Origin of the sequence: Streptococcus sp. A23 (assembly GCF_043674155.1) — a bacterium.
In the GTDB taxonomy this organism is placed as follows: domain Bacteria; phylum Bacillota; class Bacilli; order Lactobacillales; family Streptococcaceae; genus Streptococcus; species Streptococcus suis_V.
In genome coordinates, this window is sequence record NZ_JBIMJP010000012.1 from 1 (window position 1) to 15,021 (window position 15,021).

The 15,021-nt window shown below is 45.7% G+C and carries 18 protein-coding genes; 6 read left to right on the forward strand and 12 right to left on the reverse strand.

Features of this window, described 5'->3' with window-relative positions; genetic code table 11:
- Window positions 1-250 precede the first annotated feature (250 nt).
- The 11 genes from smpB to ybeY form a co-directional block, all read right to left on the reverse strand.
- Complete coding sequence (smpB, locus tag ACHBIE_RS07445) at window positions 251-718, reverse strand: SsrA-binding protein SmpB (protein WP_002935771.1); 468 nt, start codon at window positions 716-718, stop codon at window positions 251-253.
- A 2-nt stretch (window positions 719-720) separates the two neighbouring features.
- Entirely contained in the window at window positions 721-3,090 is a 2,370-nt protein-coding gene (gene rnr, locus ACHBIE_RS07450) for a ribonuclease R (RefSeq protein WP_394733074.1), read from the reverse strand.
- Between the two features lie 279 nt (window positions 3,091-3,369).
- Complete coding sequence (gene secG, locus ACHBIE_RS07455; protein ID WP_105110659.1) at window positions 3,370-3,603, reverse strand: preprotein translocase subunit SecG; 234 nt, start codon at window positions 3,601-3,603, stop codon at window positions 3,370-3,372.
- Window positions 3,604-3,649: 46 nt separating this feature from the next.
- Window positions 3,650-3,799 carry a 50S ribosomal protein L33 gene (gene rpmG, locus ACHBIE_RS07460; RefSeq protein ID WP_105122613.1) on the reverse strand — a complete coding sequence of 50 codons (150 nt, stop codon included), beginning with the start codon at window positions 3,797-3,799 and terminating at the stop codon, window positions 3,650-3,652.
- Window positions 3,799-5,004: a multidrug efflux MFS transporter gene (locus tag ACHBIE_RS07465; RefSeq protein WP_394733075.1), complete on the reverse strand. Its 1,206-nt coding sequence runs from the start codon at window positions 5,002-5,004 to the stop codon at window positions 3,799-3,801. The genes rpmG and ACHBIE_RS07465 overlap by 1 nt, the downstream gene beginning before the upstream one ends.
- The gene (coaE, locus tag ACHBIE_RS07470) at window positions 4,991-5,593 is read right to left on the reverse strand and encodes a dephospho-CoA kinase (RefSeq protein ID WP_172059318.1); all 603 of its coding nucleotides are present in this window, start codon (window positions 5,591-5,593) and stop codon (window positions 4,991-4,993) included. The genes ACHBIE_RS07465 and coaE overlap by 14 nt, the downstream gene beginning before the upstream one ends.
- Window positions 5,586-6,413, reverse strand: a complete 828-nt coding sequence (gene mutM, locus ACHBIE_RS07475) for a DNA-formamidopyrimidine glycosylase (protein ID WP_172059319.1) — start codon at window positions 6,411-6,413, stop codon at window positions 5,586-5,588. Before mutM ends, coaE begins: the two co-directional genes overlap by 8 nt.
- A gap of 1 nt (window position 6,414) precedes the next feature.
- Window positions 6,415-6,852, reverse strand: coding sequence for a GNAT family N-acetyltransferase (locus ACHBIE_RS07480; protein WP_394733076.1), 438 nt, complete (start codon window positions 6,850-6,852; stop codon window positions 6,415-6,417).
- A gap of 478 nt (window positions 6,853-7,330) precedes the next feature.
- A complete protein-coding gene (gene era / locus ACHBIE_RS07485) occupies window positions 7,331-8,230 on the reverse strand; it encodes a GTPase Era (RefSeq protein ID WP_105110653.1) in 900 nt (299 codons plus the stop codon).
- 16 nt (window positions 8,231-8,246) lie between these two features.
- Window positions 8,247-8,648, reverse strand: a complete 402-nt coding sequence (locus tag ACHBIE_RS07490; RefSeq protein ID WP_394733077.1) for a diacylglycerol kinase family protein — start codon at window positions 8,646-8,648, stop codon at window positions 8,247-8,249.
- On the reverse strand, window positions 8,629-9,126 hold the full coding sequence (ybeY, locus tag ACHBIE_RS07495; protein ID WP_394733103.1) for an rRNA maturation RNase YbeY: 498 nt from the start codon (window positions 9,124-9,126) through the stop codon (window positions 8,629-8,631). Before ybeY ends, ACHBIE_RS07490 begins: the two co-directional genes overlap by 20 nt.
- 102 nt (window positions 9,127-9,228) lie before the next feature.
- On the opposite strand from ybeY, the gene ACHBIE_RS07500 reads away from it, so the two are divergent.
- Together ACHBIE_RS07500 and ACHBIE_RS07505 are read left to right on the forward strand one after the other, a co-directional pair.
- Complete coding sequence (locus ACHBIE_RS07500) at window positions 9,229-10,038, forward strand: MurR/RpiR family transcriptional regulator (protein WP_394733078.1); 810 nt, start codon at window positions 9,229-9,231, stop codon at window positions 10,036-10,038.
- 60 nt (window positions 10,039-10,098) lie between these two features.
- Window positions 10,099-11,796 carry a M3 family oligoendopeptidase gene (locus ACHBIE_RS07505; protein ID WP_394733079.1) on the forward strand — a complete coding sequence of 566 codons (1,698 nt, stop codon included), beginning with the start codon at window positions 10,099-10,101 and terminating at the stop codon, window positions 11,794-11,796.
- 28 nt (window positions 11,797-11,824) lie between these two features.
- Here the strand turns inward: ACHBIE_RS07505 and ACHBIE_RS07510 are convergent, their stop codons facing one another.
- A complete protein-coding gene (locus ACHBIE_RS07510; RefSeq protein WP_394718021.1) occupies window positions 11,825-12,172 on the reverse strand; it encodes a winged helix-turn-helix transcriptional regulator in 348 nt (115 codons plus the stop codon).
- Window positions 12,173-12,327: 155 nt separating this feature from the next.
- On the opposite strand from ACHBIE_RS07510, the gene ACHBIE_RS07515 reads away from it, so the two are divergent.
- The 4 genes from ACHBIE_RS07515 (at window position 12,328) to ACHBIE_RS07530 (ending at window position 15,020) form a co-directional block, all read left to right on the forward strand.
- A complete protein-coding gene (locus ACHBIE_RS07515; RefSeq protein ID WP_394718024.1) occupies window positions 12,328-12,867 on the forward strand; it encodes an NADPH-dependent FMN reductase in 540 nt (179 codons plus the stop codon).
- A 167-nt stretch (window positions 12,868-13,034) separates the two neighbouring features.
- Window positions 13,035-13,655, forward strand: coding sequence for a thioredoxin (locus ACHBIE_RS07520; RefSeq protein WP_172067360.1), 621 nt, complete (start codon window positions 13,035-13,037; stop codon window positions 13,653-13,655).
- Window positions 13,656-13,669: 14 nt separating this feature from the next.
- Entirely contained in the window at window positions 13,670-14,038 is a 369-nt protein-coding gene (locus ACHBIE_RS07525) for a nuclear transport factor 2 family protein (protein WP_394733080.1), read from the forward strand.
- Window positions 14,039-14,171: 133 nt separating this feature from the next.
- Window positions 14,172-15,020: a VOC family protein gene (locus ACHBIE_RS07530; protein WP_394733081.1), complete on the forward strand. Its 849-nt coding sequence runs from the start codon at window positions 14,172-14,174 to the stop codon at window positions 15,018-15,020.
- Window position 15,021 lies beyond the last annotated feature (1 nt).

A 15,021-nucleotide genomic window follows, 5' to 3' on the forward strand; every position in this document is an offset into this window, starting at 1 on the left:
TGGGCTAGCCCAGACAGCTTAACCTCTGGATCTCTAGTTATCAATGAACTTGTTGCACTTGACTTGACAATGTGCGATAAGTAAACAACAAGGTGTTATAATAATATAGTGGATGTTTACTAGAAGTATAAAAAAAGCTACACACCATATCAATATTAACAACATTCGCACATTTTTTTCTCCGAACATTACGGGCACACAGTCTGTATTTCATTTTCCTATAACAAAAAGACCAGGATTTCTCCCGGTCTTAGCGACTATTGATAGCCTTCATGGTCCGTTTGATATCACGGTCTTGCTCACGGCGTTTGATGGACTCTCGCTTGTCGTAGTCGTGCTTCCCTTTGGCAAGCCCAATCAGGACCTTGGCAAAGCCGTCCTTGATATAGACTTTGAGGGGCACCAGGGTCATCCCTGTTCCCTTGACCTCATTGCCCAAGGACTCGATTTGCTTTTTCCGCAATAGAAGTTTGCGGGTCCGCGTTGGCTCTTGGTTCCAGATATTGCCCTCATCATAGGGAGCGATATGGACATTGACCAACCAAGCCTCGCCCTGCTTGATTTGGGCAAAGCCATCCTTAAGGTTGATCCGCCCCGCACGAATAGACTTAATCTCCGTCCCCGTCAGGACCATCCCCGCCTCCACTGTATCGACAATGGTATAGTCGTGGCGGGCTTTTTTATTCTGTGCAATCACATTGCCCTCACCCTTGGCCATGCCTATCTCCTTTTCTTCTTGTTCTTTTTAGCCACTTCTTTGTAAAATGGTTTCTTTTTCTTGTCTTTTTTACCACTTTTTGACTTGTGGTCTTTCCCAGACTTGTGACGTCCGCTGTCGCGACCAGCAGCTTCTTGTTTGTGGTGCTTACCTCGTCCTCGCCCTGACCGATCATCACGGTCACGGTTGGAGTGACTAGCCGTTCTCCGTTTGGCTTTCAAAGCTTTTTCCACAATATCCAGCTCGGACGGCACGTGGGCAAAATCAATCTCCCCTGTCATCTTGTCCGCCCGCGTTAGCTTGATACGAATTGGCTGACCGACACGGAAGACCCGACCAGATTTCTCACCCTGCAAGGTCAGAGTTCGCTCGTGGAACTGGTAGTATTCGTTGAGGTTGGTGATATGAATCAGACCTTCAACCGTATTTGGTAACTCGACAAAAAGACCAAACTTGACCACGCTAGACACCACACCGTCAAACTCTTGCCCGACAAATTCTTGCATGAACTCTGCCTTCTTCATGGCTTCGACTTCCCGCTCTGCCTCAATGGCACGGCGTTCTAAACTGGACGAAGACTTGGCAAGCTCAGGAATAACCTGCTCAAAATGCTCTGCTTTTTCCGCAGGATTATGACCATAGTCCCGCACCATGCGGTGAACCAGCAGATCGGGATAACGGCGGATCGGACTGGTGAAGTGGGTGTAGAACTCCGCACCCAGTCCGTAGTGGCCGTGGTTGTGCTCCGAGTAACGTGCCTGCTGCATGGAACGCAGCAACATCATGTTGAGGACATCCGCATAGGGTTCATCCTTGACCCTCTCCATGAGGTCCTGAAGGGCGTCCTGGCTGATAGAGCTAGCCGTCCCATAGACGGTCAGACCAAAGCTGGTCGCATAGTCGATAAACTTCTGCAGCTTGTCCGACTTGGGCTCCTCGTGAATCCGATAGATGAAAGGCAGGTCCAGCTTGGCAAAATGCTCAGCAACGCACTCGTTGGCAGCCAGCATGAAGGACTCTATCATTCGCTCGGCAATGCCCCGCTGACGCAGTTGAATATCGACTGGCAGACCGTCCTTGTTGACGATGATTTTGGCTTCTGTCGTGTCAAAGTTGAGGGCACCGCGTTTGTAGCGCATGGTTTCCAGAGTTTCATGGAGTTTGACCATGAGCTCAACACTCGGCACGATTGCCTTGTATGTAGCCAGCTTTTCCTTGTTACCTGCAATCATGTCATTGACATCGGAATAGGTCATGCGGAAGGTGGTTTTGATGACCGTCTGGCCAATCCAGTGCTTGACTACCTTGCCCTTGCGGTCAATTTCCATAATAGCCGACTGGGTCAGGCGATCCACATTTGGATTAAGGGAACAGATGCCGTTTGACAGGCGTTCTGGCAGCATTGGTACCACACGGTCGGTCACATAGACAGAGGTCCCACGCTTGACAGCTTCCTGGTCCAAGGCAGAGCCTTCCGTCACATAGTAGCTGACATCAGCGATATGAACACCCAGCTCCAGATTGCCATTCTTGAGTTGCTTGATATGGACCGCATCGTCCAAGTCCTTGGCATCTGCACCGTCGATAGTGAAGATGATTTCATCCCGCAGATCCAAGCGTCCTTCAAAGTCCTTCTCAGACAGACTTTCTGGTACTCGGTTGGCCTCCGCCAAAACTTCATCAGGGAATTCCGACACGATGTCCATGGATTCCAAGACTTCCAAGACATCGATTCCCACATCATCCTTGTGGCCCACCACATCCCGAATGGTCGCAACAAAGTGATCCCGTTTCTTGTTTGGATAAGCCTCGATATCAACTTTTAGGATTTCCGTTCCGGTCAATACCAAAGGTGACTTTTTGATGTAAATCTTCTGAGCGATTTTCTGGTTTTTAGACTTGATGTAGCCTGCATACTCTGGCTTATCTTCGTCAAAAACAATCAAGCCCACCGCTGTTTTCAGGCTATGTGCCAAAATATCAATGACTTCCGCTTCCGCAGCTGTCCCCTTGAGCCTGTCCGCTACTTTCTTGATAGCCACTTCGACTCGGTCGCCCTCGATAGCGAAGTTGACATCGTCACGGCTGACAAAGAGGTCATCTTCCTCTTCATCAATAGTCACAAAGCCAAAACCAGACTTGTGGGCACGAAAAATACCCTGTAAGGTTACCTTGTTTTTAGAAATTTTTGGAACTGGCATAGCAATCCGACCCGCATTGTCAAAGACAAGCTGACGGCTACCTTCCATGCTCGAAACCAGCTTGACCAAGTCAGTAAACGCCTTGGCTGAACTAGCCTGCAAGTGGTCCGCTAGTTGGTCCATGGTCACAGGACCTGCTTCTGTAATATAGTTTAAAATATCTTTTTTCATTTATCTTTACCAAAGTGCTAGGAATATCCCTAGCTCTACTTTTCTAAATTTGCGTCATCATTTCAGCGCAGTGGTTGATTGGAAATTTTGTTCGCATTTTATGCTCCAAAATTTCCTAATCAACTGTACAGGATGTGAGTAAAATGATCTGGGAATAGACCGTTTTAGCCTGAACCTAGAAACACGAGAGTTCAGTTGAACTTCTTTTGATTAGTTAAGTTCTGTCCCACTCCTAAAAAAATAGACCAAGAGCATTGCCCCAGTCTACATTTGATTCTATTAATTACTTGAAATGATAACCAGAACCAGCGCATTGAGCAACCAAAGGGCAACTAGAATGGCTGTAAAACGCTGCATCACTGCCTCAAACCCACGCGCCTTTGTCCGCTCAAAAAGAGCACCACTAGAAGCATCAAAGACATTACTTGATTGGTTTTTAGCTGGCTGAATAAAAATCACCGCCACAAGAATAACAGATAAAATCAACAGAATGGTTAATAATACTTGATACATACTTTTTTCACTTTCTTAAATAACTCCTGCTATTATACCACAGAATCTATTTCGTTTCAAGGTGGAGGGTTACTTTTCTCTCCTTGGGGCAGTATTTCAAGACCTGGATTTTATCCGGATGGGTCTTGGCATTCTTGCTAGTCAAATAATTCTTACTGCCACATTCAGAACATTGCAAATTGATTTTTACTCTCACTAGACTTCCCTTACTTTCAAGTAGTTTCTAAAATTCACCAAGGACCAAATCAGATTAAACAAAACCAGAGCGCTAGACACATAAAACACCCAATCATAGCCTAGATGAGCAGCAGTCGTTGACCCAATCATGGGTCCCACAACCGAACCTAGATTATTAAAAATCTGATTGTAGGAGAAAATGCGCGAAATCCCTTCTTTGGGCGTTAACTTGGTCAAGAGGGAATTAACCGACGGCAATAGAGCTCCCGTACCAAAACCATAGAGAAAGCGCAGTACACCTAGCTGGAAAGGACTTTGGGCAAAGACGCAGAGGACATTGATCAAGAGACTGTAGGCCAAGGCCATGAGCAGCAACCTGTGATTGCCAATTCGGTCCCCCAATTTCCCCAAAGGACCTGAAGTCACCAGCGAGGCCATGCCCGGCAGGGAAATAATAAATCCAGCTACAAAAAGCAGATTGTCCGTCTGACCCAGATGCCGCACATAAAGAGTCAAAATCGGCACGACAGCCTGAGCCGCCGCAATGATAATCATGGAAGTGATAAACAGCCCCACCATCATCTGCTTGTCCTTGATTTGATGAAAGAGCTCTGCAATCATCATCTGCTGCCCCTTTTCCATCGGCTTGAAATCTTCACGAATATATAAAACTGTCAAAACCGCCACCAAGAGATAGAGCAAACCGACCAGCAGAAAGACATTGTGAATCCCCACTATTTCCGCCAAAAAACCACCCAGAGTCGGGCCAATCAAGTTACCCGCCACAGCCCCTGTTGACAAGGTTCCCAGAGCATAGCCTGTCTTGTCCTTGGGCACCTGACTGGCCACTAGAGCCGTCGCATTGGGAATATAGCCGGTAAAAATCCCATTCAGCACACGCAGGACAATCAGCCAAAAAACATTTGGCACAAAAGCCATCCCACCCATGGTGAAAATCATAGCAAAAGCCGCCCGCACCATCATGGGCTTGCGACCATAACGGTCCGCCAAACTCCCCCAAATCGGCGCCATAATAGCTGCTGCCAGGGCATTGGTCGACACAGCCAGACCAGCAAAATACTCCACCTGGCTGCCAGTCACTCCCAACTCCTCCACAAAGACCGAGATAAAAGGCATGACCAAGGTAAAACTAACCCCCGTCAAAAAATTCCCAATCCAGGCCACCTTCAAATTCGGCTTCCAGTAACTACTACCCTCGTCCATTTCCAATCTCCTCTACCAAAGACGCCACCTGCGCCAAGGTCGCCTCCCGCGACCCACTGTTATCAATCACCTTATCTGCCCGTTCTTTTTTCTTTTCTAAAGAAAGCTGCGCTGCCAAGCGATTCTCCGCCTCCTGCAGGCTATAGCCGTTGCGAGCCATGAGCCGTGCCAACTGCTGGCGCTCATCGACATAGACCAGCCAGACCTCATCGACCTCCCCGCTATAATCCAACTCGTAGAGCAGGGGAATATCCATGAAAACCACTTCTTCTGTCTGTGCTAGCAAATCCCGTCGTGCCAACAGTTCTTGCCGAATAATCTGGTCCTGCAGTTCGGATAAGCGGGCCCGCAACTGGCTATCCGCAAAAACCTGCTGGCCCAATTTTACTCGGTCCAATTGACCATCAGCTGCTAGAATTGCCGGACCAAACTCCTCCAGCAAGACCTGATAGAGCCGTCCGCCCTTTTTCTGCAAGTCATGAACCACCCCGTCTGCATCGATGACCTGATAGCCCTTCTCTCGTAAAAAAGCTGTCACTGTTGACTTACCCGACGCGATACCGCCTGTTAATCCGATTACCTTAGCCATGCTTCACCTGACACTGGGGACAGAAATGCGTGCCCCGACCGCCCAGCTGGATTTTGACAATCTCCGTCTGGCAACGCGGACAGGCCTGCCCCTGCTTTCCATAAACTTGTAAATAATCCTGCATGGTCCCATCCATGCCTAAGGCATTTTTGTAGGTCCGAATGGTCGAACCGCCCTTTTCAACTCCCAGAGCCAAAACATCAATGGTGGCTTGGCGAAGGCCCGCCACCTGTTCTGCTGTCAAGGTTGAACTTCCCTGGGCAGGATGAACCTGTGCTCGGAAAAGCACCTCATCGACATAGATATTGCCCAGACCAGCCACTAGGGTTTGGTCCAGCAGGTGCGACTTGATTGGCTTTTTGGACTTAGCTAATTTGGTCTGAAAAACAGCCATATCAAAGTCTTCTTCCGTCGGCTCAGGACCTAATTTTTTAGACAAGAAATAGGCATCCAAGTCCACTTCCCGCAACAATTCCATGGTGCCAAACTTGCGGACATCTTGGTAAACCAAGGTAGAACCGTCTGACAATGCAAAAAAGACATGAAAGTGCTTGCTAGCAGGCACCACATCATGGAAAAGATTGTACTTGCCCTCCATACGCAGATGGGAAATCAGCACAAAATCTGTCAGATAGAGGAGCAAATATTTACCCCGACGGTCCACCTCCATGATGGTTTGACCAACCAACTGCTCACGAAAGCTGTCCGCACCAGTCACAATCATACGAGGATAGTCCACCCGGACACGTTCAATTTTCTTACCTTTGACAAGACGATTGAGCCCACGACGAACCGTCTCAACCTCTGGAAGTTCGGGCATACTATTCCACCTCAACCTTTCTGACATAATGTATATTTCTGCTTACTTCTCTGAAACCATTCTTGGTATGAAAAGCCTGACTGTGGCTATTTTCAAAATCCGTATCCGATGCCAGTTCCCATGCTCCATGAGATTTAGCCCACGAATCTGCAAAATCGAGTAATTCGGCAGCAATCCCCTGTCCACGATAATCAGGATGAACAAAAATTCCTTCTACATAGGCAACTGGACTAAACTGACAGCCTTCCACATAATCATGACGGAGTGACAAACTTATCCATGCCACCGCTATGCCTGACGAAGAATAATAAAGAAACTCAAATGGAAACTTACCCTCAGCAAATTGTTCCATCAAAACTTGTTTATCTGTCTGCCATACCGAACTAGCAAATGAACCCCAAACAGAAACTGTTTCTTCCGTAACAGATTTTATTGACATACTTTCTCACCTTTGCGACGTAAAACACCACTAACGTGGTGTCTCAATGTTTCTTTATATGTTTTTACCTCAAAGATGTAGCAACATGGCATTATTGCGTCACTTTCGGATTTCTGGAATTGGAATATTAGAGACTATCCATAAGCTCACAGCCGTCTTCTTACTTCAAGGCTAGCGGGCTATTGAGGTCACGCCCTGACTGCCTCGCTCTCCAATTTTCAAGCTCGGGTTCAATTTGCCAAAGTTGAATGCATTAAAACGCTACTCAACTAATGGCAATTCTCTGCGGAATTGCCTAGGCGACCTACTAGTTTCTAAAATCATTAAAATCGAATGATTTTAGAAACGTCGATCATGTCCTCTGGACGTTCCTCGCTCTCCAATTTCTTGGCTCGGGTTTTCACATGGTCACTTTCGCATTTTTAGGTGACCAGCTGAAACAGTCTATTCCCAGACTGTTTCACTCCCCCGGACGTTTTTAATACTCTTTCTCATTATAACCAAAGTCTGCCAGATCGAGTTTTTTGTCACGCCAGTTTTTCTTGACTTTGACCCAGGTTTCCAGGAAGACCTTGTCCCCCAGCATGAGTTCAATATCGCGTCGGGCCATGGAGCCGATTTTCTTGAGCATGGCTCCTTGTTTGCCAATGATAATGCCTTTTTGGCTATCGCGTTCGACCATGATGGTCGCGCGGATATGAACCTTGTCTGTAAATTCATCCCGTTTCATGGACTCGATAACCACTGCCACCGAATGCGGAATTTCCTCGCGAGTTAGGTGCAAGACCTTCTCGCGAATCATCTCGGACACCAAGAAGCGCTCTGGATGATCGGTAATCTGGTCTGCTGGGAAATATTGGAAACCTTCATCCAGATTTTCCTTGAGAATTTCCATCAAGCGATTGACATTATTGCCTTGGGTTGCAGAAATAGGCACAATTTCCTTGAAATCCATCTGCTGGCGGAAATCATCAATCTGCTCCAATAGCTGGTCCGGATGGACCTTGTCAATCTTGTTGACCACCAAAATAACCGGTACCTTGGCCTGACGCAGACGCTCCATAATCATATCATCACCCTTGCCCCGTTTTTCATCGGCAGGCACCATGAAGATGACCGTATCCACCTCACGCAAGGTGCTGTAAGCAGACTCAACCATGAAGTCTCCCAAGGCCGTCTTTGGCTTGTGAATACCTGGCGTGTCGATAAAGACAATTTGTTCCTCGTCCGTTGTGTAAATCCCCATAATCTTGTTACGGGTTGTCTGAGCCTTGTCGCTCATGATGGCAATCTTTTGCCCCATTACATAGTTGAGAAAGGTTGATTTCCCAACGTTTGGACGACCTAAAATCGCCACAAATCCTGACTTAAATGTCATGTATTCTCCTTATATCTTAAAAAATCAAGGCCCAAATCTTCGGCACAAAAATAATCAATCCTGTCAAAAGGGCAAAGCCTGAGACAAAAAGGACCGCTCCTGCCGCCATATCCTTGGCATTCTTGGCCAAAATGTGAAAATGATAGTCCGAGGCCAAATCCACCACGCTTTCAATAGCCGAATTCAGGATTTCGAAGGCAATCACCAGGCTAATGCTGAGCAGGAGAAAGAGCCATTCTGTAGCCGATACCTGAAAAATCAAGCCAGCCAAGACCACCAAAAAGGCCGTTGCCGCATGCTTTTTCATATTGCGCTCTTCCTTAAAGGCCGTTATCAAGCCGGAAACCGCAAAATCCATACTGGCTACCAGGTTCTGATTCTTCCAGCGTTTCTTTGAATTATTCTCTCGTAAGTCCATAAGCCGTCAAAATCTCTTCTTGCAAACCAAACATCTCCGCCTCCTCCTCAGGCGTGTAGTGATCATAGCCGTTGATATGGAGGAAGCCGTGCACAGCCAAAAAGCCCATTTCGCGGTCAAAACTATGGCCGTAGTCCTCTGCCTGCTCACGCGCCTTGTCAATGGAGATAAAAAGCTCACCGATATAGGCATCAAAATCTTCCATCATTTCAGCCAAATCAGGATCATCCAATAAGTCTTCTTCATCGAAGAAAATCTCATTTTCAGGCTTATACTCAAGGCTGACCACATCTGTTGGGCGATCAATCCCGCGGTATTCCAAGTTGACCTCATGAACACGCGCGTTATCCACAAAGGTCACAGCCATTTCCTTGTTTTGCTTGCCGATTTTCTCCGCCGCAAATTGGAGCAAGTCTGTAATCTGCTCTTGCATCTGAGCAGAAACCTGCCCTGTTTCATCAATCATTTCAATATACATGGTCATACATTCCCTTTACTATTTAACATTATATCACAAATGGCAGAAAGATTCTTTTTTATGGTATAATAGAAATACACTATATTATTACAGGGAACTAATATGAAAGCTGAACAGAATATCATTGCCATCATCGACAGCAATCTGGAACAGATGACCAAGCTGGAAAGGGAAATTGCGACCTACTTTACAAGCCTGGACTCCAAGACCATGGATTTGAGCTTGGAAATCGTCACCCAGGAACTGCATATTTCTCCTTCTGCCCTGACCCGCTTTGCTAAAAAGTGCGGATTTTCAGGCTATCGGGAATTTGTCTTTGCCTTTCAAAACCAGCAACAACAGCTAGACAAGCAATTTGAACATGTCCAAAACAACCTGACCAAGAAGGTCCTGGTGGATTACGACGAAATTCTAACTGCGACCAGCCAGCTGGTGGACGAGGAAAAACTGCAAGAAATCGCCCACCTGATCGACCAAAGCAAGCGGGTTTATTTCTACGGCACCGGCAGTTCAGGCCTCGTTGCCATGGAGATTAAGTCTCGTTTCATGCGCCTGGGAGTTGTCTGCGACGCCATTACCGACCGCAATAACCTGATCTGGACCACCAATATCCTGGATCCCAACTGCCTAGTGATTGGGCTCTCCCTGTCTGGCTATACTGAGGATATCATCGACCACCTGACTCTGGCAGCCGAGCGAGGTATTCAGACAGCCCTCTTGACAACCAGGGAATTTGATACAACTCCTATTGACACCCTTATCCCTGTTGCCTCTGTTCGTAATTTAAATTATGGCAATCGTATTTCACCACAGATCCCGCTATTGATCATGTTAGATATTCTCTACGCATACTTTCATGCTATAGACCAAGAGAAAAAAGAAAGCATATTTAAACAAACAATCGTTGACTAAATTTGCCAAACGTTTTCAAAAAGAGTAAGATAGAAGGTAGCAATACAAAAGGAGAAACATATGAAATTTTCAGACTATACCTATGTCCGTCCAGATTATGAAACTATCAAGGCTCAATTTTCTGACTTGACAGACCAGTTGGCTCAGGCAAGTGACCTGGAAACAACTCGTACACTTGTGGCAGCCGTTACCAAATTACTCAACTTGGTCGATACCCAGTACAACCTCTGGATGATTCGTCATACTATCGACATGAACGATGAGTTTTACAATGAAGAAACCAAGTTTTGGAATGAATATTCGCCACTTTTTGAAGAATTGACCACCAACTACTACCGTGTCATAGTCCAGACCCCTTACAAGGAAGAGTTGTCTGACATCTTGCCAGAAACTTTCTTCATGCAGGCCGAGAACAAGCTCAAGACCTTCTCATCAGACGTCATTCCATTACTGCAAAAAGAAAATGAATTATCTGATGAATACAGTAAACTGATCGCTGGTGCAGAGATTGATTTCCAAGGTCAGACCTACAACCTGGCACAAATGGGGCCATTCGGTCAATCAACCGACCGTGAAGTCCGCAAGGCTGCTTCTGCTGCTACAACTGCCTTCTTTGAAAGCAAGGAAGCCGACTTTGACCGTGTGTACGATGAATTAGTAAAGGTCCGCACGGAAATCGCCCACAAACTCGGCTTCAAGGACTATGTAGAATACGGCTACCTCAAGATGAACCGTTTCGATTACAATCGTGACATGGTCAAGGTGTACCGTGAAGAAATTCTCAAGCATATCGTACCGATTGTGCAAAATCTGCGTCAACGCCAAGCCAAACGCTTGCAAGTACCAAGCCTGAAACACTACGACCTCAATCTTGAGTTCTTAGACGGCAATGCGGTCCCACAAGGTGACCCCGACTTTATCGTCAGCCAAGCCCAAGACATGTACCGTGAATTGTCAGCAGAAACAGGCGAGTTCTTCGATTTCATGATTGAGCATGAACTCTTGGACTTGGTTGCAAAACCAGGCAAAAACAGCGGTGGTTACTGTACCTATATCCCTGACTTCAAGAGCCCATTCATCTTCTCCAACTTCAATGGAACCAGCGGTGATATTGATGTCTTGACCCACGAAGCAGGTCACGCCTTCCAAGTCTATCGTTCGCGTTGGATTCAAAGTCCAGAAGTTGTTTGGCCAACCTATGAAACCTGTGAAATCCACTCCATGTCTATGGAATTTATGACCTGGCCTTGGATGGACCGTTTCTTCAAGGAACAAGTCGATAAATATAAATTTACTCACTTGGCAAGTGCCCTTCTCTTCTTGCCTTACGGTGTCTTGGTGGATCACTTCCAGCACGAAGTCTATGAACACCCAGAGATGACTCCAGCTGAACGAAAGGCGACTTGGAAAAAACTCCAAGACCTCTACTTGCCAGACCGTGATTATTCTGAATCAGAAGCCCTCAACCGTGGTATCTTCTGGTACCGTCAGGGGCATATCTTTGCCAGCCCATTCTACTACATCGACTACACCTTGGCTCAAGTCTGTGCCCTCCAATTCTGGAAACGCACGCAGGTGGACCATGATGAAACTGCTTGGGAAGACTACATCCGCATCTGTGATTTGGGCGGCACCAAGTCCTTCTTGCAAGTGGTTGAAGCCGCAAACCTCCAATCACCATTCAAGGAAGGTGCCCTTGAAAGTACAGCCAAGGCTGCTGCTAGCTGGCTAGAAGCCGTTAAGGATGACGAACTATAAAAGACAAAAATCTGAATGAGATACGAACTCATTCAGATTTTTTTGCTTTGACAAAGTCGATGTACTTATCCCCAAAAACTTCAATTTGCTCCAAAACCAACTTAAATTCTTGACCAATCTCGCTCAGTTCATATTCCACTTTTGGCGGAACCTGTGCATAAACCTTCCGAATGATTAAACCATCATCTTCTAGCTGGCGCAACTGCTTGGTCAAGGTTGCTTGGGAAATTCCAGTCAAACGACGATGCAATTCATTAAACCGAATGGGACCTTCTTCGATATGATGTAGTAATAAGATACTCCATTTCCCAGATAAGACACTCTGAGTGGTCACATAAGGACACTCCGGAACCGTATGTTGTGTGAAAGTTGCCATAATTTCTCCTTTATTTTCCCTTAATACTACACATTGCTTTACAAAAAGATAGTGACTATTCAAAAAAATCGTACTTGTAATATTTTTAGTACCTGATACAATAATACCATAAACTGCGAGAGCAGGGAAGAAAAAATTGTTAGAGGTATAAGATCATGAAAAACATTCTATTTATCGTCGGTTCACTACGTGAAGGTTCATTTAATCACCAAATGGCAAAGCAAGCTGAAAGTATCTTAGAAGGTCAAGCAACTGTGACTTACCTTGACTACAAGGATACTCCACTTATGAACCAAGACCTTGAAACACCAGTCTTGCCAGCTGTCCAAGCTGCACGCGATGCGATTATGGCTGCAGATGCTATCTGGATTTTCTCACCAGTTCACAACTTTGCTATTCCAGGTACTGTGAAGAACTTGATTGACTGGCTCAGCCGTGCCCTAGACTTGTCAGAAACACGTGGCCCGTCAGCTCTCCAGGACAAAATTGTTACTGTATCATCTGTTGCCAATGCTGGACATGACCAAATGTTCACTAGCTATCAGGCTCTCCTACCATTTGTTCGTATGCAAGTCGTTGGTGAGTTTACAGGGACAACTGTCAATCCAGAAGCATGGGGAACTGGACAGTTGGTATTGTCAGAGGAAGCCATCGCCGGTCTACAAGCGCAAGCTCAAGCTTTGTTAGAAGCTTAGATTCTACAAGTCAATATACATCCTTCTATGATCTTTATCGAGTTGAAGATGATAAAATTGCAGAACTCTGGGATCTTGTTGAGCCAATCGAGGAAAATTCCAAAACTTCCAATAGCAATGCTAAATTCTAATCAAAAACCAAGAAATCGAAATGAAAGAAATTTAATATGAAACTATATTACATCATCGATGCTTATTGTGGTTGGACCTACGGCTTTAACCACATTTTCACAAAATTCATGCAAGACCATCCTGACATAGAAATAGAGGTCATTAACGGAGGCTTGTTTGTCGGAGATAACAAAAAGAAAATGGTTGATTTTCAGCAGGCACAGACCATCAACAAACAAATCGAAAGCTATTACCAAATGTCTTTTGGCGATAACTACAATCAATTGTTTAAGGATAAGGACTTTACCATGGACTCCCTTGGTCCTGCTAGAGCCTACTCAGTCTTGAAAAACTATGTTGAGACACCTAACCATGCTCAGCTAACATTAGACATTCAAGCCTTATTTTTTGAAGATGGGTTAGATCTCAGTCAAGCAGACAGTTACACCAGCCTAATCGGTACCTATCAGCTACCTACAAAGGCTATGGAAGAACTATCAAGCATCTTGAATCAACCAGAAAGTCTACACCCAGACTTTATCAAGGCTTATGAAATGGGGGTAACCTCTTTCCCAACCTTGTTACTTGAAAAAGACGGAAACTTCTTTAATCTTATCAATAAAGTTCGCACAGTAGACGATTTGGAAAAAAATTTCCAAGAGGCAGTTGCTCAATAGAAAAGAAAATACCTATGTCAAAAAATCAATTATATAAAAATATTTTAGAAGAGACTTATCTAGCTACTGCTCAAGGTCGAATAGAAGATTTCAAAAGCCATCTGGCTGCTGATATCTCTTGGACAGAAGCAGCAGGCTTTCCCTATGCTGGTACCTATATCGGTCCAGATGCAGTGATTGAAAACGTCCATGCAAGACTAGGTTCTGAATGGACCAATTATAGTGCCACACCTGTTGATTACGCCTTTTCAGGAAACCGTGTCATGGTTTATGGCTACTACAAGGGGCCTACAACCTTACTGAGAAATCCTTTCAAGCAGACTTTGTCCATATTTACGATTTTAATGCTGAAAATAGAATTACACACTTTATCCAAATCGTAGATAGCGCACTTGTTGAGAAAGCTATGAGATAAAAATCAATTTTCAAAAGTCTATTCGTCACACATTACTTCACCAAAAGATACTAAGTAACTCGAAAATTCCTATAAATTGTATCAGAAAGCTAGGTATTCCCATGTACAATTCCAAATTTGAACTGGGCTACGTCGCCCTCAACGTCCGCAATCTGGAACTCCAAAGCCTGTTTTACCAACAAGTCTTAGGTCTCCAAGTTCTCTCCCAAATTCCTAACCAGATTGACCTAGGCGTTGGAAAAAACATCCTTATTCGACTTATTCAAACAGAGCAGAAAGGCGAAGTTAGCCACAACTACGGACTCTACCACTTAGCCATTGTCCTACCTAGCCGTGAAGACTTGGGCAACATTTTCCGCCACTTTATCGACAATAAGATTCCCCTCCAAGGTGCCAGCGACCACGGTTACAGCGAAGCCATTTACCTAGCCGACACCGAAGGCAACGGCATCGAAATTTACCGCGACCTGCCTCAAGACACTTGGGATGTCCGCTCTGACGGTCGTATCATTGGCAAGACCGAACCTATGGATGCTGAAACGATCTATGCTTTAGGGAAAAAAGCTGACGCAACCTATCAGATGCCAGCTGGCAGTCGCATGGGCCATGTCCATCTATCTGTCCGAGAAAGCGCCGCTTCTAGCCGATTCTACCAAGAGGTCTTACAAGTCCAGGATAAATTTTCCATCACCTCCGCTTCCTGGCTGGCATCAGGCGACTACCATCACCACCTAGCAGTCAACGAATGGGGAGGAAAAAATCTGGAAATCAGACAAGAAGGCATGCCAGGACTAGCCTACTACACTCTAGTCTATACAGACATCCAAGCCTTCCAAGCCACCATTAAACGTGCCCAGACCGCAGGACTTGACCTGCACCTTGCCACCCAAGAAGTCGCCTTTGTCGATGTGGACGGCATCAGGACCGGATTGGTCTACCAAACGAAATAAG

Bases quoted from the DNA above. Each gene is read 5' to 3' on its own strand.
- smpB (WP_002935771.1), bottom strand. From the start codon at position 718: ATGGCCAAGGGTGAGGGCAATGTGATTGCACAGAATAAAAAAGCCCGC.
- rnr (WP_394733074.1), bottom strand. From the start codon at position 3,090: ATGAAAAAAGATATTTTAAACTATATTACAGAAGCAGGTCCTGTGACC.
- secG (WP_105110659.1), bottom strand. From the start codon at position 3,603: ATGTATCAAGTATTATTAACCATTCTGTTGATTTTATCTGTTATTCTT.
- ACHBIE_RS07465 (WP_394733075.1), bottom strand. From the start codon at position 5,004: ATGGACGAGGGTAGTAGTTACTGGAAGCCGAATTTGAAGGTGGCCTGG.
- coaE (WP_172059318.1), bottom strand. From the start codon at position 5,593: ATGGCTAAGGTAATCGGATTAACAGGCGGTATCGCGTCGGGTAAGTCA.
- mutM (WP_172059319.1), bottom strand. From the start codon at position 6,413: ATGCCCGAACTTCCAGAGGTTGAGACGGTTCGTCGTGGGCTCAATCGT.
- ACHBIE_RS07480 (WP_394733076.1), bottom strand. From the start codon at position 6,852: ATGTCAATAAAATCTGTTACGGAAGAAACAGTTTCTGTTTGGGGTTCA.
- era (WP_105110653.1), bottom strand. From the start codon at position 8,230: ATGACATTTAAGTCAGGATTTGTGGCGATTTTAGGTCGTCCAAACGTT.
- ACHBIE_RS07490 (WP_394733077.1), bottom strand. From the start codon at position 8,648: ATGGACTTACGAGAGAATAATTCAAAGAAACGCTGGAAGAATCAGAAC.
- ybeY (WP_394733103.1), bottom strand. From the start codon at position 9,126: ATGTATATTGAAATGATTGATGAAACAGGGCAGGTTTCTGCTCAGATG.
- ACHBIE_RS07500 (WP_394733078.1), top strand. From the start codon at position 9,229: ATGAAAGCTGAACAGAATATCATTGCCATCATCGACAGCAATCTGGAA.
- ACHBIE_RS07505 (WP_394733079.1), top strand. From the start codon at position 10,099: ATGAAATTTTCAGACTATACCTATGTCCGTCCAGATTATGAAACTATC.
- ACHBIE_RS07510 (WP_394718021.1), bottom strand. From the start codon at position 12,172: ATGGCAACTTTCACACAACATACGGTTCCGGAGTGTCCTTATGTGACC.
- ACHBIE_RS07515 (WP_394718024.1), top strand. From the start codon at position 12,328: ATGAAAAACATTCTATTTATCGTCGGTTCACTACGTGAAGGTTCATTT.
- ACHBIE_RS07520 (WP_172067360.1), top strand. From the start codon at position 13,035: ATGAAACTATATTACATCATCGATGCTTATTGTGGTTGGACCTACGGC.
- ACHBIE_RS07525 (WP_394733080.1), top strand. From the start codon at position 13,670: ATGTCAAAAAATCAATTATATAAAAATATTTTAGAAGAGACTTATCTA.
- ACHBIE_RS07530 (WP_394733081.1), top strand. From the start codon at position 14,172: ATGTACAATTCCAAATTTGAACTGGGCTACGTCGCCCTCAACGTCCGC.